Source organism: Microbacterium sp. 1.5R, assembly GCF_001889265.1.
GTDB lineage: Bacteria > Actinomycetota > Actinomycetes > Actinomycetales > Microbacteriaceae > Microbacterium.
In genome coordinates this window covers 2484266-2506820 of the sequence record NZ_CP018151.1, presented here as the reverse complement: position 1 = coordinate 2506820, position 22555 = coordinate 2484266, and the positions used below count along the sequence as shown (strand labels likewise).

Below are 22555 nucleotides of genomic sequence, written 5' to 3'. Positions count from 1 at the left end.
ACGAATACCTAGCAAAAGTCGAGGAGCCGTGTCAGACTCACCGCCATGACAACGGATGTCACAGACACCGGTCTCGGGACGATCCGAGTCGGCATCCTCGGCGGGGGATTCATGGCTCGCGTGCATCGCACCGCGGCCAGGGACGCGGGAGGCGAGTTCCGCGCCGTCGCCACCGGCTCCCTCGCGGGCGGGCGTCAGGCCGCGGGCGAACTCGGTGCCGGGCGCGCTGAGGCCGATGCCGCTGCTCTCCTCGCGGCCGATGACATCGACGTCGTCCACATCTGCACCCCCAACGCCACGCACGCCGGCCTTGCGCTGCGCGCACTCGAAGCCGGCAAGCATGTCATCTGCGAGAAGCCCCTCGCCACGAACGCGGCGGACGCCCGTGAACTCGCACGGGTCGCCGGATCTCTCGGCCGCGTCACCGCGGTTCCCTTCGTGTACCGCTACCACCCGATGGTGCGGGAGGCGCGGGCCCGCGTCGCTCTGGGCGGCATCGGGGAGCTCCTCACCCTCGACTGCTCGTACCTGCAGGACTGGATGCTCCTCTCCACGGACGATGACTGGCGGGTGCGGTCGGCATCCGGCGGGGCATCCCGGGCGTTCGCCGACATCGGCTCGCACCTCTGCGACCTCATCGAGTTCGTGACGGGCCAGCGGATCCGGTCGCTGAGTGCCCGCACCCGCCGGGTGTTCGCCGAGCGAGCCGGACGGGCGGTCGACACGGAGGACATCGTCGCGATCCTCGTCGAGACCGAGTCCGGTGCCCTGGGCACCCTGCTCGTCTCGCAGATGGCCGCCGGACGCAAGAACGCCCTGACTCTCGAACTCCACGGGACCAGGCAGACCCTGCGCTTCGAGCAGGAGCGCCCGGAGGAGCTGTGGATCGGCATGAGAGAGGAGTCCCGGCTGCTGCTGCGGGACCCCTCCACCGCATCGCCCGACTCGGCTCGTCTGCAGCGGGTGCCCTCGGGGCATGCCATGGGCTATCAGGACGCGTTCAACGGCTTCATCGCCGACGTGTATGCGGCGATCGGCGGCGCGACCCCCGACGGGCTGCCCACGTTCGAGGACGGTGTCCGCTCGGCGGTGCTCACCGAGGCGGTCCTCGCCTCGGCGGCCGCGGACGGACGATGGACGGAGGTGGCGGCATGACCGCGACGATCACACAGCCGGTGCTCGAGGTCTCGGGCATCCGCAAGTCGTTCTTCGGAGTGGAGGTGCTGAAGGGCATCGACTTCGATGTGCGTCCGGGGGAGGTGCACGGACTCGTCGGCGAGAACGGCGCGGGCAAGTCCACGCTCATGAAGATCATCGCCGGGGTGCAGCCCGCCGACGACGGCGTGGTGCGCTACCGCGGCGCGGAGGTGCGGCACGCACATCCGCGGCAGGCGATGGATGACGGCATCGTGACCGTCTTCCAGGAGTTCACGCTGCTGCCCGAGCGCACGGTCGCGCAGAACGTGTATCTCGGACGTGAGCCTCGACGCGGCGGCTTCGTCGATCAGAAGGCGATGATCCGTCGCACCGGCGACCTCCTCGCCGACCTCGGCGTCTCCTTCATCGACCCGCAGGCCCGCGTCGGTTCGCTGACCGTCGCCGAGCAGCAGATCGTCGAGATCGTCAAGGCGCTGTCGTTCGAGGCGCAGGTCATCTCGATGGACGAGCCCACCGCCGCGCTGAGCGACCGCGAGGTCGAGCTGCTGTACGCGATCATCCGCCGGCTCACGTCTCGCGGGGTGGCGGTGATCTACGTCTCGCACCGGCTCAAGGAGATCTTCGACCTGTGCGACCGCATCACGATCCTCAAAGACGGCGCTCTGGTCTCGACCGATGAGACGAGCGCCCTGACGACCGACGAACTCGTGCGCCGAATGGTCGGCCGATCCATCCAGTCGTACTACCCGGATGCCGTGGCCGGCACCGTCGTCGGCGAGCCGCGGCTCGAGCTCGACGGCTGCGGCAACGCCTTCGTCGACGGCGTCTCGCTCACCCTCCGCGCCGGGGAGATCGTCGGGATCGCCGGGCTCCAGGGGTCCGGACGCACCGAACTGGTCGAGGGGATCTTCGGCATCGACCCGTTCGTGCGGGGCTCGATGCGGGTCGACGGCTCATCGACGCGCATCACGAGCGCCAGGGCGGCGGTGCGCGCGGGACTCGCCCTCGTCTCGGAGGATCGCAAGGCCCAGGGACTGGCGCTCGGGCAGTCGGTGCTCGACAACACCCTGCTCGTGATCCGCAGCGTCTTCACCGCTCGCACCGCCTCGTCCCGTCGAGAGGTGCCGGGAGTGCTCAGCTCGCTGGAGATCAGCTCCCGCGGTCTCGACCAGGAGGTGCGCTTCCTCTCGGGCGGCAACCAGCAGAAGGTCGTGCTCGCCAAGTGGCTGCTCACACAGCCGCAGATCGTGCTCTTCGACGAGCCGACCCGCGGCATCGACGTCGGTGCGAAGTACGCGGTGTACCAGCTCATGCGCGACCTCGCGGCACAGGGCAAGGCGGTGCTGATGGTGTCGAGCGAGCTGCCGGAGGTGATCGGCATGAGCGATCGGATCCTCGTGATGCACGACGGCGAGCTGGTCGCCGAGCTGCCGGCGGGTTCCGCGGAGCACGAGATCCTCGGAGCAGCCACGGGCGCGACGGTCGACGGGGGTGCACGATGAAGAGACTTCGGATCGACTCGACCGTCATCGTGCTCGGGATCCTCATCCTGACGCTCATCGTCGGCGCCATCCTCGTCGGCACCGTCGGTCGCAACTTCTTCAGCCCCGGCAACATCCGCGACATCCTCACCGGCATGAGCGTCCTCGGGCTCGTCGCGATCGGGCAGACCCTCGTGGTGCTGGGCGCGTCGCTCGACCTGTCGGTGACCTACGTCGTGAGTCTGTCGAGCCTCCTGGCGGCGACGATCATGAACGGCAACCCCGGGAACATCCCGGCCGCGGTCTCGATCACTCTGCTCGTCTGCGCCGGGATCGGTCTGGTCAACGGACTCATCGTCACCGTGCTGAAGGTCAACGGGTTCATCGCGACGCTCGGCGTGGGGCTGATCCTGCAGGGGATCCTGAACACCAACTTCGAGGGCTCGGCGGGCAGCGTGCCGTGGGAGTTCCAGCTCATCGGCGCCACCGGAGTCGGGCCCGTGCCGGTGTCGACGATCATCATGATCGCGCTCGCCGTCGTCGTCTGGCTGCTGCTGAACCGCACGCGCACCGGCGCCCACCTGTACGCGGTCGGCGGCGACCCCGAGATCGCGCGCCTGTCGGGGGTGCGCACCCGCCCGCCGCTGATCGCCGCGCACGTGCTGTGCTCCGTCTTCGCGGGCCTCGCCGGCCTACTGCTCGCCAGCCGTCTCGGCGTCGGCAGTCCCACGGTCGGGCAGCAGGGCGGCTACGCGCTGCTGTCGATCGCAGCCGTCGTGCTCGGAGGCACCCTGCTGCTCGGCGGACGCGGTTCGATCTGGGGTGCGATCGGCGGTGTCGCGATCCTCGCGGTCGTCGACAACGTGATGAGCGTCATGCAGGTCAACCCGTTCCTGAAGGACGTCGTCCGCGGCGTGGTGATCGTCGCCGCGGTGGCCGTCTACAGTCGTCGGTCGATCGTCAGTCGCCGTCCGCGCTTCGGCGCCGGCGGCACGAGAACCGGGGGAGACGACGCCGCCAAGGCGGCCGAGTCCGAGATGGCGGCCGCAGCATCCGAACTCGCCGATACGAGCACCGTGTCGGAAGGAGGCCGGTCGTGAACACTCTGCGCACACTCGTGAGCCCTCGGGGCGCGGTGTTCCTGCTGCTGGTGATCCTGCTCGTCGCCGTCATGATCCTCAACCCGAGCTTCGCGGAGCCGGGGCAGTTCATGAGGTTCATCCAGCGCGTCGCACCGATCGCCATCGTCGCGATCGGCCAGTACTTCGTCATCATCGCGGGCGAGTTCGACCTGTCGCAGGGCTCGCTGATCACCGCGCAGGTGATCGTCGCCGGCAACCTCGTCGGGCAGGACGACTCCCGCACCGTGCCCGTGCTGCTGCTCATGATCGTCTTCGGGGTGGTCGTCGGACTCGTGAACGGTGTCATCACCACGCTGCTCAAGGTGCCCTCCTTCATCGTCACGCTGGGCATGATGCTCGCCCTTCTCGGCGGCGTCATGTGGTGGACCGGGGGAGCGGCCACGGGCAACCCGGCTGACAGCTTCCGCGAGATCGGCCGTGGCGGCATCCGTGACGTGCCGGTGCTCGAGTTCATCCCCTGGGCGGTGTTCATCCTGATCGGGTGGCTCGCGCTGGGCATCTGGATCACCAAGCGCCCGCTCGGCAAGCTCCTCATCGCGGTCGGCGACAACTCGACCGCGGTCGACTTCGCCGGGGCGCGCAGCGCCTGGGTGACGACACGGGCGTTCGTTATCTCGTCGCTCTCGGCCACGCTCTCCGCCGTGCTGCTCGTCGGGTACGCCGGGGTGCATCCCTCGGTCGGCCGCGGCTACGAGTTCGTCGCCATCACCGCCGTCGTCCTCGGCGGGGTCGTGCTCGGCGGAGGCCGGGGATGGATCGTCGCGGCGGCGGCGGGAGCCTTCGCGCTCGAGGCCCTCTTCATGCTGCTGAACATCGCGGGGGTCCCTTCGACGCTGCGAGACGCCGTGCAGGGCGTGATCATCATCGCCGCAGTGGCGTACTCCGCGGTCGCCTTCCGGGCACGGCGCCGGCGAGGCCCGCAGTCGTCTCCGGACGTTCCGCTCACAGAGACCTCAGAACCCGTAACAACCAGCACCATCCACACAGAAACCAGAGGAGATTAGCAATGCGACGATCGATGAAGATCGCCACCGCAGGGGTGGCTCTCTTCGGCCTCATCGCGCTCGCCGGGTGTACGACAGACCCGTCCGTGGCGCCGGCGGAGTCGGAGAACCCGGAGGAGTCGGCCGAGACCACCGAATGGTTCGACCAGGAGCTGTTCGACAAGCAGATGGAGGAGCGGGGTGTCGAGCCCCAGGGGCCGGCGACCGAGCCGTATCTCCAGCACATCAACGCCGAGATGGTCGACACGTCGGAGTTCGCCAGCGAGGGGCCCAAGAAGGCCTGCTTCGCGAACGCCTCGATCTCGAACCCGTGGCGGCAGACGGGCTGGATCACGATGAACGAGCAGCTCAAGTCGCTGCAGGAGGCCGGTGCGATCAGCGAGATGGAGACCCGCGACGCGCAGGATTCGGATGACACGCAGATCGCGGACATCGACTACTTCATCTCCGAGGGCGGCTGCGACGTCTTCCTCATCTCGCCCAACAGCACTGCGGCGATGACGCCGGCCGTCGAGCGCGCATGCGAGACCGGCAAGCCGGTGATCGTGTTCGACCGCGGCGTCGACACCGACTGCCCGGTCACGTTCATCCACCCGATCGGCGGATTCGCGTGGGGCATCGACACGGCCGAGTTCCTCATCGACAACCTCGAAGAGGGCGACAAGGTCGTGGCGCTGCGCATCCTCCCCGGAGTCGACGTGCTCGAGCACCGGTGGGCCGCTGCGGAGAAGCTCTTCGACGAGGCGGGGATCGAGGCCGTGGACTACTTCACGGGCGCCGACCCCGCGGAGATCAAGAGCATCATCAGCGACGAGCTCGCCAAGGGCGACGTGCAGGGAATCTGGATGGATGCCGGTGACGGCGCTGTCGCCGCGATCGAGGCCTTCGAAGATGCCGGCGCCGACTACCCGGTGATGACCGGCGAGGACGAGATGAGCTTCCTCCGCAAGTGGAAGGACACGGGTCTCACGGGCCTCGCCCCGGTGTACTCGAACTTCCAGTGGCGCACGCCGCTGCTCGCCGCGCAGATGATCTTCGCCGGCGAAGAGGTTCCGAAGGAGTGGGTGCTCCCGCAGAAGCCGATCACCGAAGCAGAGCTCGACGACTACCTCGCCGCCAACGAGGGAATGCCGGACGGGCACTACGCGAAGTTCGGCGGGGAGAACCTTCCCGGTTACCCGACCGTCTGGCAGGAACGCCAGATCCCGTAACCCGCGGTGATGCTCCCACCCTTCCCCTCTGCGCCTCGCGGATGGGAGGGTGGGAGCACTCGCGTCATCCCCGAAGGAGCAGGATGCCTCGCACGATCGCCGTCAACACGTGGGTGTGGACGTCTCCACTGACCGACGCGACTCTCGAGCCGCTCGCGCGGAAGGCGGCGGGGATGGGGTATCAGGCGCTCGAGCTTCCGCTCGAGAGCGTCGGGGACTGGGATCCGGCACGAGCCCGCGACGTGCTCGATGACCTCGGCCTCGCCGCGATCGTCGTCGGGGCCATGGGCCCTCGGCGCTCGCTGCTCGCGCAGGCCGGTGATGTCGGGGCCACACAGGACTACCTGCGCTCGTGCATCGCGGCGGCCGCGACGCTCGGCTCCGCGGTGGTCGCCGGTCCCTTCTACGCACCCACCGGAGCTACCTGGCGGATGTCCGTCGAGGACCGTTCGCGAGTGGTGCGCGAGCTGCGCACGAACCTCGAGCCGGTCGCGGCCGAGGCCGCCTCCGCCAGGATCACCCTGGCCGTCGAACCGCTCAACCGCTACGAGACGAGCGTGCTCAACACGGTCGAGCAGAGCCTCGACGCGCTCGCACCCCTGCTCGGTGCGGGCATCGGGCTCGCGCTCGACACCTACCACCTCAACATCGAGGAGAAGAAGCCCGCGGAGGCCATCCGCGCGGCGGGCTCGGCGATCGCGCACGTGCAGGTGTGCGGCAGCGATCGGGGCGCCGTGGGCGACGACCACACGGACTGGCCGGAGATCCTCCGTGCCCTCGACGATGCGGACTATCGAGGGCCGCTCGGGCTGGAGAGCTTCACGGGCGAGAACGCGACGATAGCCGTCGCCGCATCCGTCTGGCGACCACTCGCGGCGAGCCAGGACGAGCTCGCCGCCCGCAGCATCCAGGCGCTGAGAGCGCTCGGCACCTGACCCGTCACGCGATACGAAGGAGTGTCCATGACCACGCACCCGGTCACCCTGTTCACCGGCCAGTGGGCCGATCTGCCGTTCGAGGAGGTCGCCCGGCTGGCGGCCGAGTGGGGATACGACGGCCTCGAGGTCGCGGCATCCGGGGACCATCTCGACCTGCGGCGAGCCGACGAGGACGACGCCTACGTCGCCTCGCGCCGCGAGATCCTCGACCGGCACGGTCTGCGGATCTTCGCGATCTCGAACCATCTCGCGGGCCAGGCGGTGTGCGACGCCCCCATCGACTTCCGTCACCAGGCGATCCTGCGCGACTACGTGTGGGGCGACGGCGACTCCGAGGGCGTGCGCGCCCGTGCGGCGGACGACATGAAGCGGGCGGCGCGGGTCGCGCGCAAGCTCGACGTCGACACCGTCGTCGGGTTCACCGGCTCATCGATCTGGCCCTATGTGGCGATGTTCCCGCCGGTACCGGCATCCGTCATCGAAGGCGGGTTCGAGGACTTCGCCGCGCGCTGGAAGCCGATCCTCGACGTGTTCGACGGCGAGGGCGTGCGGTTCGCGCACGAAGTGCACCCCGGTGAGATCGCCTACGACTACTGGTCGTCCGTGCGGGCGCTGGAGGCGATCGACCACCGAGGGGCGTTCGGATTCAACTGGGACCCATCGCACATGATGTGGCAGAACATCGATCCCGTCGGGTTCATCGTCGACTTCGCCGACCGGATCTACCACGTGGACTGCAAGGACACCCGGATGCGACCGCACAACGGGCGTGCGGGCGTGCTCGGATCGCATCTGCCGTGGGGCGACCCGCGACGCGGGTGGGACTTCGTCTCGACCGGCCACGGCGACGTGCCCTGGGAGGACGCGTTCCGCGCCCTCGAGGCGATCGGATACGACGGCCCCATCTCGATCGAATGGGAGGACGCGGGAATGGACCGCCTGCACGGCGCGCCGGAGGCCCTCGCCTACGTGCGGTCGCTGCTCTGGCCCGCGCCCACCGCCGCGTTCGACGCCGCCTTCAGCAGCCAGCAGACCGGAGATCCCGCATGACCATCCAGCACACCGTCGTCTTCCGCCTCGTGCACGAGGCGGGCAGCCCCGAGGAGCGCGAGTTCCTCGCGACGGGCAGAGCGGTGCTCACGTCGATCCCCGGTGTCGAGGACTTCACGATCCGTCGCCAGGTGAGCCCGAAGAGCGACCTCGAGCATCAGTTCTCGATGGTGTTCCGCGACCGCGATGCGTACCGCTCCTACGACGCGCACCCCGCGCACACCGCGTTCGTCTCGGAACGCTGGGTGCCCGAGGTCGCGGCGTTCCAGGAGTATGACTTCGAGGAGTGACGACGTGACCGGCGGCGCGGATCAGACCGAGTCGCGCAGCTTCACCAGGCGCTCGTGGCCGGTCTCCTCGAGCTCCGCGATGCTCTCGCGCGACTTGAGGAAGTCCGAGAACGAGCGGTAGCCGAGGGCCTTCTCGCTGAACGACGGGTCCATGCGACGCATGTGCGTCTTCACCGCCGAGCTGTGCAGCCACTCGTCGGCATCGGCCTTGTCATGCCCGAGGCGCAGCGCGCGATGCAGCAGCTCCGTCGCCTCGCCCTGCTCGGTGCCCTCTCCGTGCTCGTCGAGCTTCGCGGACGACGACGGTGCCGCAGCGGTCGCCGCCGCTGCGGCGGCCTTCGCCTTGGCGGCCTTCGTCGGCGGTCGCGACTTGGCCTTCGCGGCGGGCTCGGCGGCCGGCTCGGCCACAGGCTCGACGGCGACCTCGGGAACGGTGACGACGGGCGCGGGCGCGGGCGCGGTCTTGCTCGGGCGCACCACACCGGGAAGCGAGTCGTACGCCTCGAACTCGTCGCACGCGGCGGCGAGGGACTTCGCGGTGGACCCCGCGACGCCGACGCCGATGACGTAGCGACCCAGACGCTTGCAGCGCTGTGCGAGCGGGACGTAGTCGCTGTCTCCGGCGACGATCACGACGTGCGTGAGGTCGGGCAGACGGAACATGTCCTCGACCGCGTCGACGGCGAGGCGGATGTCCGCGCCGTTCTTCGCGTAGGCGGCGGCCGGGAACAGCTGCACGAGGTCGACGGCGCGGGCCACGAGCTGCGACCGGTAGACCGCGTTCACGGGCGACGACCAGTCGGCGTACGCCCGGGTGAGCACGAGCGTTCCGAAGGAGGCCGCGTAGTCGATGATCGCGCCGACCTCGATCATGGCGCGGGACAGCCGCTCCGTGACCTCCGGATCGGTCGGGTTCTCGGTGATCCGCTGGCGGTCCTTGCCGTAGGCGTTCCGTCCGTGCACACGGTCGTACCAGGAGATGACGATGTTGTCGAAGTCCAGGTAGACGGCGACGCGGGCGTCGGTGGCCTCAGCCATGGTTCACTCCTTCGCGCGGGTAGCGCACGCCGATCTGCGCGCGGATCTCGTCGAGGGTGCCCATGATCGCGACGCTCTCGGCGATCGGCAGGATGTCGCCCTCGAGCACGCCGTCGCCCACGAGGCGCTCGGCCGCGAGGGCCTGGTACTGCATGCCGCGACCGTCGACCTCGGACACGTACTCCTCGACGACCGTGCCGTCCGGCTGCACGACGCGGAACGTGGTGGGGGTGTACCAGACGCGGTCGAGGTCGATGCGCGCCGTCGTGCCGATGATGCTCGCCGCGTTGGGGCCCGCGGCACGCGACGACGAGAGCGTCGTCGAGATCGCTCCGCCGTCGTGGGTCATGACGGTGGCGACCTCGGCATCCGCTCCGGTCTCGATCAGGCGGCCGACGGCGTGGATGCCGGTCGGGGCGCCGAGGATGTCCCACACGAAGGAGATCGGGTAGATCCCGAGGTCGAGGAGGGCACCGCCGCCGAGCTCGAGGGCGTTGAGACGGTGCTCGGGGTCGGAGGGGAGCAGCTGGGTGTGGTCGGCGCTCACGGCGCGCATCTCACCGAGGGTCCCGGCGGCGATGATCTCGCGAATGCGGACCATGTGCGGCAGGTAGCGCGTCCACATCGCCTCCATCGCGAGCAGGCCCCGATCGGCGGCCAGACGCTGCAGGTCCTCCGCCTCCGAGCGGTTGAGGGTGAACGCCTTCTCGACCAGCACGTGCTTGCCGGCTTCGAGCGCGAGGCGGGCGTTCTCGTGATGCATCGGGTGCGGGGTCGAGACGTAGATGATGTCGACCTCGGGGTCGGCGACGAGCGCCTCGTACGAGGGATGCGCGCGCGGGATGTCGAAGCGGGCGGCGAAGGCGTCGGCCGATTCCTGCGAGCGCGAGCCGACCGCCACGAGATCGAGCCCTGCGGTGCGCAGATCGGATGCGAACGCGCCGGCGATGCCGCCGGTCGCGAGGATTCCCCAACGAAGACCAGTCATCATCTCAGCGTAGGGGGTGGAGGCTGAGCACGGGGTGTTCAGACCAGGGCATCCGGGGGCGGCCGGAACGGATGGCGTTCAGACGAGCGCGAGCGCGCGGTCGAGGTCGGCGATCAGATCGCTCGGATCCTCCAGCCCGGCCGACAGGCGGATCGTGGCGAACTCGGTCATGCGGTCACCACTGCGGTGCTCAGAGCGCGGGGGAGGAGGTCGAGGTCATGGTTCCATCCTCCGATCGGGCACCCACACTCGGGGAGGATGTGTCGCCGTGTTGCGCTCCGTTTCGCTGCGCTTCCCCGCCGATTGGCCGGCTCCCGAGCCCGCTCATACTTTCGGGTGCATGACCGAACCCCTCATCATCGGCGCCATGGTGCGCACTCTCGGCGCGTATCCCTCCGGCTGGCGTCAGCCGGGCGCGCATCGCGACCCCTCGGCCGATGCCGAGATCCTCCGCCGCATCGCGCGAGAGGGAGAGGACGCGGGGCTCGACTACCTGTTCTTCGGCGATTGGCTGGCCACCGGGCCGGACCTCGAATTCCGCGACCCGTACCTGCTCGCGCGGATCGACCCGGTGAGCGCCGTGCTGTACCTGGCCGGGGTCACCTCTCGCATCGGCCTCATCGCGACGGTGAACACGACCTACGCCGATCCGTATGCGACGGCGCGCTCGCTCGCATCCCTCGACCTGCTGACAGGCGGTCGAGCCGGCGTCAACCTCGTCACCGGAGCCGAGCCACGAGCCGCGGGCAACCACGGTCGCGATGCGCACGCCGACAACGAGAGCCGATACGACCGCGCCGAGGAGTTCGTCGTCGCCCTGCGCCGTCTGTGGGACTCGTGGAGCGAGGACGCCTGGATCGCGGATGCCGCACGCGGCGTGCTCATCGACCCGGACGGGCTCCGGGGTGCGGACCTCCGGGGCGAGCACGTGCGCGTCTCCGGGCCGCTGAACGTCGCCCGCCCGCCGCAGGGGCGGATCCCTCTCGTGCACGCCGGCACCTCGCCGCGGTCGCGCGCGCTCGCCGCGACCGAGGCCGATCTCGCGCTCATCGCCGCCCCGAACATCGCCGATGCGATCGCCACCCGGCGGCAGCTGCGCGAGATCGCGCTCCGATCAGGCCGCTCGCCCGAGGGGCTGGCGGTGATCGCGCCCGTGCTTCCTGTGGTCGCACCGACGGATGCCGACGCTCACCGCATCGTCGAACGGCTGCTCGCGCTCGTCCCGCTCGACGAGGGGCATCAGTCGTCCCGCACGGCATTCCCCGCGAACAGATCGGTCGTCGCGCTGGCCGACGCCCTGGGCGTCGGCGCCGACGAACCGCTGCGTTCCGCCGGCTTCGACGAGGTCGTGACCCGCGATCAGGCCGGACGCCTCGGGGAGGCAGGGCAGGCGCTGATCGAGCGCCTGCGACTCATCGCCGGACTCCGCGTCGGGGATGACGGCGAGACGGCGCTGACCTGGCGCCACCTCGTCGCGGCCCATGCCGTGCCTGCCGCATTCGTGGTCGGCGACGCCGCGACGATCGCGGACCACTTCGAGACCTGGCGCGACCAGGGTGCAGCCGACGGGTTCAACGTGCTCTCCGCGTTCCAGCCCGCACAGTTCGAGGCCTTCACCCGCCTCGCCGCGCCCGAACTGCGTCGACGGGGCCTGCTCGGTCGCAGCGACGGAGCGCCCACCCCGCTGCGGGACCGTCTCGGCGTCGGCGGCGGCGTCGAGGTCGGCAGCGAGCAGCGTGCCGCATCATCGCTTCTCGTCCGCTGAACCGCGTCATCCATTACGTCGGATTGCGTCTGGTGACCCGTCATGACGCCTCGTGACAGGCCGGGTCCGCACATGACGACCCCATTCGCGTCACGACCGTGAGAGTCCCTAGCGTGACGTTCACCCGCACACCGAACCACAGCATCCCGTCCAGGAGGACCCGCATGAACCGCCGTCTCATCCGCGCAGCCGCCGTCGCGCTTCCGCTTGTCCTCGCGGCGGGGCTCGCCGCCTGCGCGTCCTCGCCGGCCCCGAGCGGCGCCTCCGCCGACGCGGGCGACCCCGTCACCGGGGGAACGCTGACCTATCTGGAGCACCAGACCTTCACGAACCTCTACCCGCCGCAGGCCGGGTTCTACCCGAACGGAGGCGTGGTCAACAACATCGCCGCCCGCCTGACGTGGCAGAACCCCGACTCGCTCGAGATCGAGCCGTGGATCGCCTCGGCCTGGACCGTGAACGACGACGCCACCGAGTACACGTTCGACCTGCGCCCCGACGTCACCTTCTCAGACGGGACGCCGCTGGACGCCGCGGCCGTGGCGAAGAACTTCGACACGTACGGCCTCGGCGACCCCGAGCGCGGCCTCACGGTCTCCGAGGCGATCAACAACTACGCCTCGAGCGAGGTCGTCGACGACGACACGGTCACCTTCCGCTTCTCGGCCCCGGCTCCCGGGTTCCTGCAGGCGACGTCGACCATCAACTCCGGCCTGCTCTCGCCCGAGACGCTCGACGGCACCATCGAGGACTTCGGAGCGGGCAACGCCGAGGAGATCATCGGCGCCGGGCCTTTCACCCTCACCGACGAGAAGCTGGGCACAGAGTTCACCCTCACCGCCCGCGAGGACTACGCGTGGGCGCCGGAGAGCGCCGAGAACCAGGGCCGTCCGTACGTCGACGCCGTGCACGTGCTCGTCACCCCCGAGGACTCCGTGCGCATCGGATCGCTGCTCGCGGGTCAGGCCGACTACGTCCGCTACGTGCAGGCCTTCGACGAGGACCGGGTCGAGAGCTCGGGCTTCACGCTGTACGCACCGCAGACGCGTGGCGTCAACAACTCCATCTCGCTGCGTCCCGAGAACCCGCTGCTGAGCGACATCAGGGTGCGTCAGGCGCTCGTCGCCGCGGTCGACGCCCAGGAGGTCGTCGACACCCTGTTCACCGAGAACTACCCCGTCGCGACCTCGGTGCTGTCGCAGGAGGCGCTCGGATACAAGGACGAGTCTGAGCACTACGCATACGACCCCGACAAGGCCGAGAAGCTGCTCGACGAGGCGGGCTGGACGGCCGGGGCCGACGGCATCCGCGAGAAGGACGGCGAGCGCCTCTCGATCACCGTGTACGAGGCCGCACCGCAGCCGCTGTCGAAGCAGACGCTCGAGCTCGTCGCCCAGCAGCTCGCGAAGGTCGGCGTGGAGCTCACGGTCAAGCCGGCGGATGCCGGGTCGTATGCCGAGGACACCCGTGACCCGCTCAAGACGGGCTTCTACCACTCGATGGTCGGCCGCGCCGACTTCGACGTGATCAAGAGCCAGTACTACACGAAGAACCGTGACGCGCTGATCTCGAACGACGCCGAGCTCGACGCCCTGCTCGAGGCGGTCGCCTCGGAGCCGGACACCGAGAAGCGAGCGGCGGCCTCGCAGGCCGTGCAGGACTACATCGCCGAGCAGGCCTACGTCATCCCGCTGTTCGAGGAGCCGCAGGTCTACGGCGCCGCCACCTACGTGCACGGTGTGGACTTCGAGTCGGTCGGTCGCCCCACCTTCTCGGGCGTCTGGCTCGCCGAGCACTGAGCATGACTGAGACGGTGCACCGATGAGCTTCGTCCTCCGACGAGCCGGGCAGGCCGCGATCGTTCTGATCGCGGCCTTCACGGCCACCTTCTTCCTCCTGCAGCTGCTGCCGGGGGATGCGATCCTGATCAAGTTCTCCGACCCCAGCCTCGGGCTGTCGCCGGAGCAGCTCGACGGCATCCGCGCCACCTACGGCACCGATCTGCCGTGGTGGCAGCAGTACGTGCACGCGGGTCTCGGATTCGCGGCCGGTGACTTCGGCTACTCGACCCAGTTCGGCACCCCGGTGCTGGACATGCTCGCCGAGGCACTGCCGTCGACCGTGCTGCTCGCGTCGCTGGGACTCGTGGTCGCGCTGCTGATCGCCGTGCTCGTCGCAGGGCTCTCGTCTCTCGCACCGTTCGCGTGGCTGCGCGACGGCATCCGTCAGGTGCCGGGGCTGTTCGTCGCGGTGCCGGTGTTCTGGCTCGGCATCCTGCTGATCCAGGTCTTCTCGTTCGGTCTCGGGTGGGTGCCGATCGTCGGCGCCGACCCTGTCGCCGGGCTCGTCCTTCCCGTGCTGACCCTCGCCGTGCCGATCTCCGCTCCGCTCGCCCAGGTGCTGGTGCGCGCCATCGATCAGGTGCAGGCGCAGCCGTTCATCACCGTCGTCCGGGCCAAGGGCGCGCCGCCGTCGTGGGTGCTCACCCGGTCGGTCGCGCGCAACGCGGCCCTGCCGACGCTCACGATCGCCGGGGTGCTGTTCGGCGAGCTCGTGGGAGGGGCCGTGGTCACCGAGACCGTGTTCGGTCGCACCGGCATCGGCCGCCTCACCGAGCAGGCCGTGTCGAACCAGGACATCCCGGTGCTGCAGGGCGTCGTGCTGCTGTCGGCCCTCGGCTTCGTGCTCATCAGCTTCGCCGTCGACCTCGTCACCCCGCTGATCGATCCGCGCCAGCGCGCGCTCTCGAAGTCAGGAGCATCGGCATGACCGTCGCCGCCGTGGCCGCATCCGTCGACACCCCGCCCGAGACACCGCAGCAGGATGCCGCAACGCTCACCCGATCGCCTCGACGCGCGCGCGGACTGCTCGCTCTGCCGTGGGGGCTCTACCTCGCGATCGCCGTCGTCTCGCTCGCCGTGCTCTGGGCGCTGATCCCCGGGGTCTTCGCACCCGGCGACCCTCTCACCGGCACCCCCGCCGACAAGCTGCTGCCACCGAGCGCGGCGCATCTCTTCGGCACCGACACGCTCGGTCGCGACCTGTTCGGCCGCGTCGTCCACGGCGCCGTGCACTCGCTCTCGGGAGCGCTCATCGCCGTCACCGTGGGCCTCGCGCTCGGGACGATCCTCGGTGCGATCGCCGGCGCGATCGGCGGCGTCGTCGACGACATCCTGATGCGCGTCGTCGACGTGCTGCTCGCCATCCCCGGCCTGCTGCTGTCGCTGTCGGTGATCATCCTCCTCGGCTTCGGCACGGTGAACGCCGCGATCGCCGTGGGCCTCGGCAGCGTCGCCGCCTTCGCCCGCCTGATGCGGTCGGAGGTCGCCAGAGTGCGCCGCAGCGAATACGTCGAGGCGGCGTACGGCAGCGGGGGCACCTTCTTCACGGTGCTCCGTCGCCATGTCCTGCCGAACTCGCTCACGCCGATCGTCGCGCTCGCCGCCCTGCAGTTCGGCACCGCGATCCTCGCGATCTCGACCCTCGGATTCCTCGGTTACGGTGCTCCGCCACCCACCCCCGAATGGGGGCTGCTGATCGCCGAGGGACGCAACTACATCGCGACCGCCTGGTGGCTCACGGCACTGCCAGGACTCATCGTGGTCGTCGTCGTGCTCAGCGCCAACCGCATCTCGCACCGCATCGGAAGGAACCCGCGATGAGCGTGCTCACCGTCGACGGCCTCGCCGTCTCGTACGCCACCAGAGCCGGTCGCCGGGAGGTGGTGCACGGGGTCTCCTTCGAGATCGCCGAGGGAGAGGCACTCGCGCTCGTGGGCGAATCGGGATCGGGCAAGTCCACCACCGCGCACGCCCTGCTCGGCCTGCTGCCCGAGGGCGGCAGGGTCGACGGCGGCACGGTGCGCCTCGGCGAGCTCGACATCTCGGGCTGGACGGATCGCGCACTGCGCGGCATCCGGGGTCCGGAGATCGGACTCGTGCCGCAGGACCCGGTGACCTCGCTCGATCCCGTGCGCCCGATCGGCGCCCAGGTCGAAGAGGTGCTGAAGCTGCACGGCCACCGCGATCGTCGCTCGCGGCGCGCGCGGGCGATCGAGCTCCTCGACCGGGTCGGTATCGATGATCCGGACCTCCGAGCGCGGCAGTACCCGCACGAGCTCTCGGGCGGTATGCGCCAGCGTGTGCTGATCGCCTCGGCCATCGCGCTGCGGCCACGGCTGCTGATCGCCGACGAGCCCACGAGCGCTTTGGACGCGACCGTCCAGCGCAAGGTGCTCGATCTGCTCGACGAGCTGCGTCGAGAGGAGGGCACGAGCATCCTGCTGGTCACCCACGACCTCGGCGTCGCGGCCGATCGCGCCCAACGGCTCGTCGTGCTGAAGGACGGCCGCATCGTCGAGCAGGGAGCGAGCGCCCAGGTGCTCGCGGCACCCTCGGACGGATACACGAAGCAGCTCCTCGCGGACGCCCCGGCGTTCACGACGGGGTTCCGCCGCCCGGAGGTTCCGCCCTTCCTGCGGGATGCCGCAGCGGTCGCGGCCGAGAACCCGTTCGCGATCACCGCGAGCGGTCTCGTCAAGGAGTTCAGGGTCGCGGGGCGTGAGCGTTTCCGGGCCGTCGACGACGTGTCGTTCCGGGTGCGCCGGGGCACGACGCACGCGCTGGTCGGCGAGTCCGGATCGGGCAAGACGACCACCGCGCGCCTCATCACGCGCTTCCATGAACCGGATGCCGGGGCCATTGAGATCGACGGCGAAGACGTGACAGGGCTGTCGGGCCAGCGGTTGCGCGCGCTGCGCCGGCGCATCCAGCTCGTCTATCAGAACCCCTTCGCATCGCTGGATCCGCGACAGCAGGTCGTCGACATCATCGCCGAGCCGCTGCAGAACTTCGGGGTGGGCTCCCGCTCCGACCGCAGGGATCGGGCGCTCGCCCTGATCGACAGGGTGTCGCTGCCGAGCGACCTCGCGCAGCGCACACCGCGTGAGCTCTCGGGTGGGCAGCGACAGCGGGTCGCGATCGCCAGGGCCCTCGCGATCGACCCCGAGATCGTCGTGCTCGACGAGGCGGTGTCGGCCCTCGACGTCACGGTGCAGGCGCGCATCCTCGAACTGCTCACCTCGCTGCAGGCCGAACTCGGTCTCACCTACCTCTTCATCTCGCACGACCTCGCCGTGGTGCGCAGGATCAGTCACACCGTCTCGGTGATGCGCCGCGGGCGGATCGTCGAGGAAGGCGTCACCGAGGAGCTCTTCCACGACCCCCAGCACGACTACACCCGGGAGCTGCTCGCGGCCGTCCCCGGACGAACGGAGCAGCCCGCATGACCGCACCCACGATCGCCTTCTTCACCCGGCTGCTCGACGACGCGTCGCCCGCCGAGCGCTACGCGCTGGCCACCGAGCAGATCCGGCACGCCGAACGGCACGGCGTCGGTCGCGCCTGGGTCGCACAGCACCACTTCCGCGCCGCGGAGGGCGGCCTGCCCTCGCCACTCGTCTATCTCGCCAACGTGGCCGCGCAGACCTCGCGCATCCGTCTCGGCACCGGGGTCGTCACGCTGCCGCTCGAAGATGCGGTGCGTGTCGCCGAAGATGCGGTGGTCGCCGACCTGCTCTCGGGCGGACGCATCGACCTGGGGCTCGGCAGCGGCGGAACACCCTCGTCCTTCGTGCCGTTCGGTGAGGACGTGCGCGAGAAGGCGCCGACCTACGACCGCAAGCTGCGACTGCTGCTCGACGCGCTCGCGGGGCGGGACATCGGCGCCGACAACACCCTCTATCCGGATGCCGGCACTCTCAGCGACCGCATCTGGCAGGCGACCTTCTCGGCCCCCGGCGGCCATCGCGCCGGCATCCACGGGCATGGCCTCCTGCTCTCGCGCACTCAGCCGCGGTCGACGGACGCGCTGCACGCCCCGCTCTCGGCGCTGCAGGATCCGATCATCGACGCGTACCTCGAGGCTCTCCCCGACGGCGTCGCCCCGCGTGTCACCGCCTCGCGCACCGTGTTCGTCGCGGATGACCGCGCGGAGGCCCTGCGCTTCGCTGAGGTCGGGCTGCGTCGTGCCGCCGAGGGGTTCCGCCGACAGGGCCAGACGATCCCCGGCGACACCCTCGATGAGCTGATCGTGGCCCTCGACACCCACCTCGGCACCCCGGAGGAGGTCGCCGAGTCCCTCGCCGCAGACGCCACGCTCGACAGGGCGACCGAGGTCGCGTTCCAGGTGCATTCGGTCGACGCCCCGCACGAGCACGTGCTGCGCTCGATCGAGCTCTTCGCAGAGCACGTCGCCCCCGCTCTCGGATACACCCTCACCGACACCATCAAGGAGAAGGCATGACCACCGACATCGTCGATCAGATCGTAGGGGTGACGCCCGAGCTCGATGCGCTGCGGCGCCGTCGGCCCGTCACCAGGGAGCAGCTGCAGGCGAGCTTCGACGCGCTCTTCGCGCCGGTGTCGACGGAGGAGGTGTCGCAGGCCGAGCGCGAGCTGATCGCCGCGTTCGCGACGCGCCTCGCCGGCGACGCGGATGCGACGGCCGAGTTCTACGCAGACCGGGCCCTGGCTGTGGACCCGCAGCGCGCCACCGTCGTGATCGCCGAGGCCACGAACGCTGCGGTGACCGGGCCCTTCGGCTCGTACACCGAAGCGGGACTGCAGGACGAGAACACCGAGGGCGAGCGCTACGCGCCGTCGCCCGACATCGCAGAGGCGCTCGGCGGGCGGGTCGCCGCCGCGCTCGCGCACACGCACCTGCTCGTGTTCCGGCCGCGCGAATCCGCGGCCGTCGACATCCAGCGGCTGGTGGATGCGGGGTGGTCGGCCGACGGCATCGTCACCCTCTCGCAGCTCGTCTCGTTCCTCGCGTTCCAGCAGCGCGTCATCACGGGCCTGAGGGTTCTCTCCGCCGCCGGCATTGCCGCGGCATCCGACTCCGAGGAGGAGGCAGCATGACCGAGCTTCTGCGCGATGACGCACCGCACCCCGAGGCGTTCACGCGAGCCGAGGTGGGGTGGACCCCGCATCTGCCGCCGCTCGCGGAGGAGGAGCTCACCGAGCGCCACTACGACGGTCTGGTCGACGCCTCTCGGGCGAAGAACGACTACTTCCGGCTGCTGGCGCGCGACCCCGAGGTGCTCAAGGCGCGTACGCTCGTCGACAAGGACATCTTCTACAACGCCAAGGAGGGTCTTCCCCGGGCCGAGCGCGAGCTCTCGGCAACCGCGGCTTCGCGTCGCAACGGCTGCGTGTTCTGCGCCTCGGTGCACTCGCGCTTCGCGGCGCACCACAGCAAGCGGGTCGACGACGTCGATCTCCTGCTGGATCAGGGAGTCGACGCCGACCTCGGGGAGCGGTGGAACGCGGTTGTCGCGGCCTCCGTCGCCCTGACCGACACGCCCAGCACCTTCGGCGCCGACGGGATCGCCCGGCTGCGGGCGGCGGGACTCGATGACCTCGAGATCGCCGACGTGATCCACGGCGCCGCGTTCTTCAATTGGGCGAACCGTCTGATGCTGTCGATCGGGAGGCCGGTCGCGCCCGCCTGATCGGTCGAGAGATCAGCACCGGCCCACCTCTGACGTGTCACCGTCGGGGGTGGGCTGGTGTCCTTTTGCGAGAGTATCGGCATACTTCTTGCTGTCCCCATATGACGACGTATCGCTTGCTAACGTCGACGCATGGCAGCCGCGGGCGGAGCATTCTACGAAGTCGATACCGACGTGCTGCGTGCGATGGCGTCGAAGGCACGTCGCATCGTCGGCGAGCTGGGCTCGTCCGATGCCGCGAAGCCTGCTGACGCCGGACACGAGTGGGTCGTCGCAGCCGCGACGCGTTTCAGCAGCGCATGGTCCGACGGGCTCTGCGTCCGTGTGGCCGACACCGAAGACTTCGCAGACAGGTTGAGCACGACCGCTCGGATCTTCGACGAAGGCACCGATGCGGCGAAGGTCGAAGTCGACGCGATGATCTGGGACGACTGATGGAGCTGGGGCAAACCCAGTCGGCGGCGGACCTCGTGCCGGGCTCGGTGTCCGAGGTCAGGGCGACCGCGGAAGCGTGGAAGGCTCGTGGCGCTGAAGCGACCCGTGTACGCGATGACCTCGCCACGCTGGATGACGACGGCACGTGGAGAGGCGCTGCCTACGACGCCTACCTCGACCGGTTCGAGCGGCAGCTGCTGCACTGGAAGCATGCGGGCGAATCGCTCCGCGCGGGTGCGAGCGCACTGTTCACGTGGGCCGACGCGTTGCAGTGGGCGCAGGACGAAGCCGACCGTGCGATCACTCTCTGGAACGAGGCAGAGCAACAGGCTGCTGCGGCGCTGGCCGCCCACCGTGCACACGTGCGGGAGTTGCGCGTCGGGCAAGGGCTCCGGCACCCCGAGGCCGACGTGCCCTTCGTCGATCCGTCAGGTCCTGCACACGATGAAGCGCGGGAGGTCCTGTTCAACGCCCGGGCGACTCTCGAGGTCTATGCGCGCGACTGCGCGATCCGGTTGGACGATGCCGCGGATGCGGCGCGGATTCCGCTGACCGACGCGGAGGCCGCGACACGAACACAGCACGCGACGACCGAGGTGATCGTCAACCTCGCTGTCGTCCAGCCGTTCCGAGCCGCGATGGACATGCTCGCGATCTCGGCGCAGACGCTCTGGGAACACCCCGACATCATCCTCGAACTCCTGGGCGGCGCTGCCACCTTCCTCGGCGGCGCGGCGCTGGCAGCCGGAGGCGGGGCCATCACCGTCACCGGAGCCGGTGCGCTGGCAGGTTCGCCCGCACTGGTCGTCGCCGGAGTCGGAGTGGCCGGTGCAGGCGCGACGATGATGGGCGACGCCGCCGGCCGATGGCTCACCGAGAGCTACGGCGTCAGCGACCGAGTCCGCGGCCTCGACCGCGGCGATGGACGCGACGACGCGGGGACGTTCGCGAATGGCCAGAAGGATCCGCTGTGGGTTGATAAAGAGAAGATCGGCCTCACGGAGTATGCCCAAGACTTCGAAGTCGAGGTGATCCGCTCGAAGATCAAAGTCGACTACGAGGGTTCTCCGCAGAATGGGCGCTTCTACGACGGGCTTGTGAAGAATACCGACGGGCCGAATACCTATACGGGTGTGGAGGTGAAGTCCGGCAGTGCTATCGAGGCATACAACAGGCCAGGAAGCACGCAGCGACAGTTCGATGACGTTGTGAACGCGGGTACACCAGCGCACGGAAAGATGGACGGCGAGGACATCCTCCCCACACGGGTGGACAGTAAGGACATTCCATGAGAGCACCGTTTACGCACGGCGAGCAGTCTCCCAGCGGGATGCGGGGGTGGTTGACGGACGGTTATCGCCCGATCCCCGATCACCTGCGCCTCATGCTGGGACATCTTGACGGCGACGGTAAGTACACGTACATCATCTGGCCGGGCTCCGATCCTTCGAGCACCATCGGATTCCGCGTGCCGGCAGATGATTCGTTCATGCAGGCCGCAGGCTCCGCGGACGCTATGACTGTCGAGGTGCGGCTTCCCGGCCCCGACGGTGAGTCGCACCTGTACTCGGTCGGACGGCCCGAGCCCGCAGACGGCACGACCACCCTCATCCCCATCAGCGACGACCGCGCGGTGCGCGTGTTCTCGAACGAGATCTTCACCGCCGACGAAGCCGCAGTGATCTTCTACACGTACTACCTCACCGATGCCGTCTCGCAGCCCTACGTGCTTCGCGAGCTGGATCTCTCCAACGAACTCTCGGAGGAACGATGACGCTCTATGGACCCTTCGTCCAGGCCGCGAACGACGGTCGCACCGGCTGGCTGGCCGACGAGCATCTCACGATTCCCGAACGGCTCCGACGCACGCTGGAGTGGCTGGACGCCCGCAAGGACTACACGTACTCGATCTGGCGCGGCGCTGACCCCACAAGGATCGACGGCTACCACGAGCAGGCGAATGAATTCTTCATGCAGGCCGCGGGCTCGGCTGATGCGATGACGGTGGAAGCGCGGCTCCTCGGCGCCGACGGGGAGAGCCATCTGTACACGATCGGCCGGCCCGAGACCGCTGACGGCACGACCACTCTCATCCCTATGAGCGACGACCGCGCGGTACGAGTGTTCTCGAACGAGATCTTCACCGCCGACGAAGCCGCGGAGATCTTCTACACGTTCTACCTCACCGAAGCAGTCTCGCCGCCCTACGTCCTGCGTGAGCTCGACCTCGCACTGGAACTCTCGGAGGAACGATGAAGGTCGCTGTTCGTCACGACGCCGTGGCACAGACCGTCGCGGAGCTCGCGCTCACCGTGAAAGCCATCGAGCACGAACTCGACGCCCTCGATTCCGAGGCGACGCTACTGAAATCGACCTGGGACGGGGAAGCGCAACGGGCCTATGACCGTGCCCAACGGGAGTGGTCGAACGGGCTCGAGAGCATGAGAGCGTTGCTGGCCGAGGCCACGCGCCGACTGATCGCCGCGAATTCCCTCTCCATGGCGACGGCGTCCACGGCTGCCCGCGTCTGGTCCTGAGCGGC

General features: G+C 69.4%; 23 protein-coding genes. 21 read left to right on the top strand and 2 right to left on the bottom strand.

Annotation, left to right across the window (positions count from 1 at the left end; genetic code table 11):
- Positions 1 to 45 precede the first annotated feature (45 nt).
- The 8 genes from BMW26_RS11955 (at position 46) to BMW26_RS11920 (ending at position 8274) form a co-directional block, all read left to right on the top strand.
- Positions 46 to 1155 (top strand): Gfo/Idh/MocA family protein, encoded by a 1110-nt coding sequence (locus BMW26_RS11955; protein ID WP_072591585.1) that lies wholly within the window; start codon positions 46 to 48, stop codon positions 1153 to 1155.
- Positions 1152 to 2660: a sugar ABC transporter ATP-binding protein gene (locus tag BMW26_RS11950; protein ID WP_072592331.1), complete on the top strand. Its 1509-nt coding sequence runs from the start codon at positions 1152 to 1154 to the stop codon at positions 2658 to 2660. The genes BMW26_RS11955 and BMW26_RS11950 overlap by 4 nt, the downstream gene beginning before the upstream one ends.
- Positions 2657 to 3739 (top strand): ABC transporter permease, encoded by a 1083-nt coding sequence (locus tag BMW26_RS11945; protein WP_072591584.1) that lies wholly within the window; start codon positions 2657 to 2659, stop codon positions 3737 to 3739. The genes BMW26_RS11950 and BMW26_RS11945 overlap by 4 nt, the downstream gene beginning before the upstream one ends.
- Entirely contained in the window at positions 3736 to 4785 is a 1050-nt protein-coding gene (locus BMW26_RS11940) for an ABC transporter permease (RefSeq protein ID WP_072591583.1), read from the top strand. The genes BMW26_RS11945 and BMW26_RS11940 overlap by 4 nt, the downstream gene beginning before the upstream one ends.
- A 14-nt stretch (positions 4786 to 4799) precedes the next feature.
- Positions 4800 to 5996, top strand: coding sequence for a substrate-binding domain-containing protein (locus BMW26_RS11935; RefSeq protein ID WP_400341970.1), 1197 nt, complete (start codon positions 4800 to 4802; stop codon positions 5994 to 5996).
- Positions 5997 to 6079: 83 nt separating this feature from the next.
- On the top strand, positions 6080 to 6931 hold the full coding sequence (locus tag BMW26_RS11930; RefSeq protein ID WP_072591582.1) for a sugar phosphate isomerase/epimerase family protein: 852 nt from the start codon (positions 6080 to 6082) through the stop codon (positions 6929 to 6931).
- Between the two features lie 27 nt (positions 6932 to 6958).
- The gene (locus BMW26_RS11925; protein WP_072591581.1) at positions 6959 to 7984 is read left to right on the top strand and encodes a sugar phosphate isomerase/epimerase family protein; all 1026 of its coding nucleotides are present in this window, start codon (positions 6959 to 6961) and stop codon (positions 7982 to 7984) included.
- On the top strand, positions 7981 to 8274 hold the full coding sequence (locus tag BMW26_RS11920; RefSeq protein ID WP_053097158.1) for a Dabb family protein: 294 nt from the start codon (positions 7981 to 7983) through the stop codon (positions 8272 to 8274). The genes BMW26_RS11925 and BMW26_RS11920 overlap by 4 nt, the downstream gene beginning before the upstream one ends.
- Positions 8275 to 8295: 21 nt before the next feature.
- Here BMW26_RS11920 and BMW26_RS11915 read toward each other — a convergent pair whose 3' ends face one another.
- Together BMW26_RS11915 and BMW26_RS11910 are read right to left on the bottom strand one after the other, a co-directional pair.
- The gene (locus BMW26_RS11915; RefSeq protein WP_072591580.1) at positions 8296 to 9312 is read right to left on the bottom strand and encodes an NYN domain-containing protein; all 1017 of its coding nucleotides are present in this window, start codon (positions 9310 to 9312) and stop codon (positions 8296 to 8298) included.
- Positions 9305 to 10300 carry a Gfo/Idh/MocA family protein gene (locus BMW26_RS11910; protein ID WP_072592330.1) on the bottom strand — a complete coding sequence of 332 codons (996 nt, stop codon included), beginning with the start codon at positions 10298 to 10300 and terminating at the stop codon, positions 9305 to 9307. The genes BMW26_RS11915 and BMW26_RS11910 overlap by 8 nt, the downstream gene beginning before the upstream one ends.
- A gap of 340 nt (positions 10301 to 10640) precedes the next feature.
- Here BMW26_RS11910 and BMW26_RS11905 point away from each other — a divergent pair, with 340 nt between their 5' ends.
- The 13 genes from BMW26_RS11905 (at position 10641) to BMW26_RS11845 (ending at position 22550) form a co-directional block, all read left to right on the top strand.
- Positions 10641 to 12065: an NtaA/DmoA family FMN-dependent monooxygenase gene (locus BMW26_RS11905; protein ID WP_072591579.1), complete on the top strand. Its 1425-nt coding sequence runs from the start codon at positions 10641 to 10643 to the stop codon at positions 12063 to 12065.
- Between the two features lie 164 nt (positions 12066 to 12229).
- A complete protein-coding gene (locus BMW26_RS11900; RefSeq protein WP_072591578.1) occupies positions 12230 to 13864 on the top strand; it encodes a TIGR04028 family ABC transporter substrate-binding protein in 1635 nt (544 codons plus the stop codon).
- Between the two features lie 22 nt (positions 13865 to 13886).
- Positions 13887 to 14834, top strand: a complete 948-nt coding sequence (locus BMW26_RS11895) for an ABC transporter permease (RefSeq protein WP_072591577.1) — start codon at positions 13887 to 13889, stop codon at positions 14832 to 14834.
- Positions 14831 to 15727, top strand: coding sequence for an ABC transporter permease (locus tag BMW26_RS11890; protein WP_072591576.1), 897 nt, complete (start codon positions 14831 to 14833; stop codon positions 15725 to 15727). Before BMW26_RS11895 ends, BMW26_RS11890 begins: the two co-directional genes overlap by 4 nt.
- Entirely contained in the window at positions 15724 to 17352 is a 1629-nt protein-coding gene (locus tag BMW26_RS11885; RefSeq protein ID WP_072591575.1) for a dipeptide ABC transporter ATP-binding protein, read from the top strand. Before BMW26_RS11890 ends, BMW26_RS11885 begins: the two co-directional genes overlap by 4 nt.
- A complete protein-coding gene (locus BMW26_RS11880; RefSeq protein WP_072591574.1) occupies positions 17349 to 18368 on the top strand; it encodes a putative FMN-dependent luciferase-like monooxygenase in 1020 nt (339 codons plus the stop codon). Before BMW26_RS11885 ends, BMW26_RS11880 begins: the two co-directional genes overlap by 4 nt.
- On the top strand, positions 18365 to 18985 hold the full coding sequence (locus tag BMW26_RS11875) for a CMD domain protein (protein WP_072591573.1): 621 nt from the start codon (positions 18365 to 18367) through the stop codon (positions 18983 to 18985). The genes BMW26_RS11880 and BMW26_RS11875 overlap by 4 nt, the downstream gene beginning before the upstream one ends.
- Entirely contained in the window at positions 18982 to 19578 is a 597-nt protein-coding gene (locus BMW26_RS11870) for an alkylhydroperoxidase domain protein (RefSeq protein ID WP_072591572.1), read from the top strand. The genes BMW26_RS11875 and BMW26_RS11870 overlap by 4 nt, the downstream gene beginning before the upstream one ends.
- A gap of 132 nt (positions 19579 to 19710) precedes the next feature.
- Positions 19711 to 20013, top strand: coding sequence for a hypothetical protein (locus BMW26_RS11865; protein ID WP_072591571.1), 303 nt, complete (start codon positions 19711 to 19713; stop codon positions 20011 to 20013).
- A complete protein-coding gene (locus BMW26_RS11860) occupies positions 20013 to 21305 on the top strand; it encodes a putative T7SS-secreted protein (protein WP_072591570.1) in 1293 nt (430 codons plus the stop codon). The genes BMW26_RS11865 and BMW26_RS11860 overlap by 1 nt, the downstream gene beginning before the upstream one ends.
- Positions 21302 to 21787: a hypothetical protein gene (locus BMW26_RS11855; RefSeq protein ID WP_157557434.1), complete on the top strand. Its 486-nt coding sequence runs from the start codon at positions 21302 to 21304 to the stop codon at positions 21785 to 21787. The genes BMW26_RS11860 and BMW26_RS11855 overlap by 4 nt, the downstream gene beginning before the upstream one ends.
- Positions 21784 to 22269, top strand: a complete 486-nt coding sequence (locus BMW26_RS11850) for a hypothetical protein (RefSeq protein WP_072591568.1) — start codon at positions 21784 to 21786, stop codon at positions 22267 to 22269. Before BMW26_RS11855 ends, BMW26_RS11850 begins: the two co-directional genes overlap by 4 nt.
- Complete coding sequence (locus BMW26_RS11845; protein ID WP_072591567.1) at positions 22266 to 22550, top strand: WXG100 family type VII secretion target; 285 nt, start codon at positions 22266 to 22268, stop codon at positions 22548 to 22550. Before BMW26_RS11850 ends, BMW26_RS11845 begins: the two co-directional genes overlap by 4 nt.
- Positions 22551 to 22555: the final 5 nt, after the last annotated feature.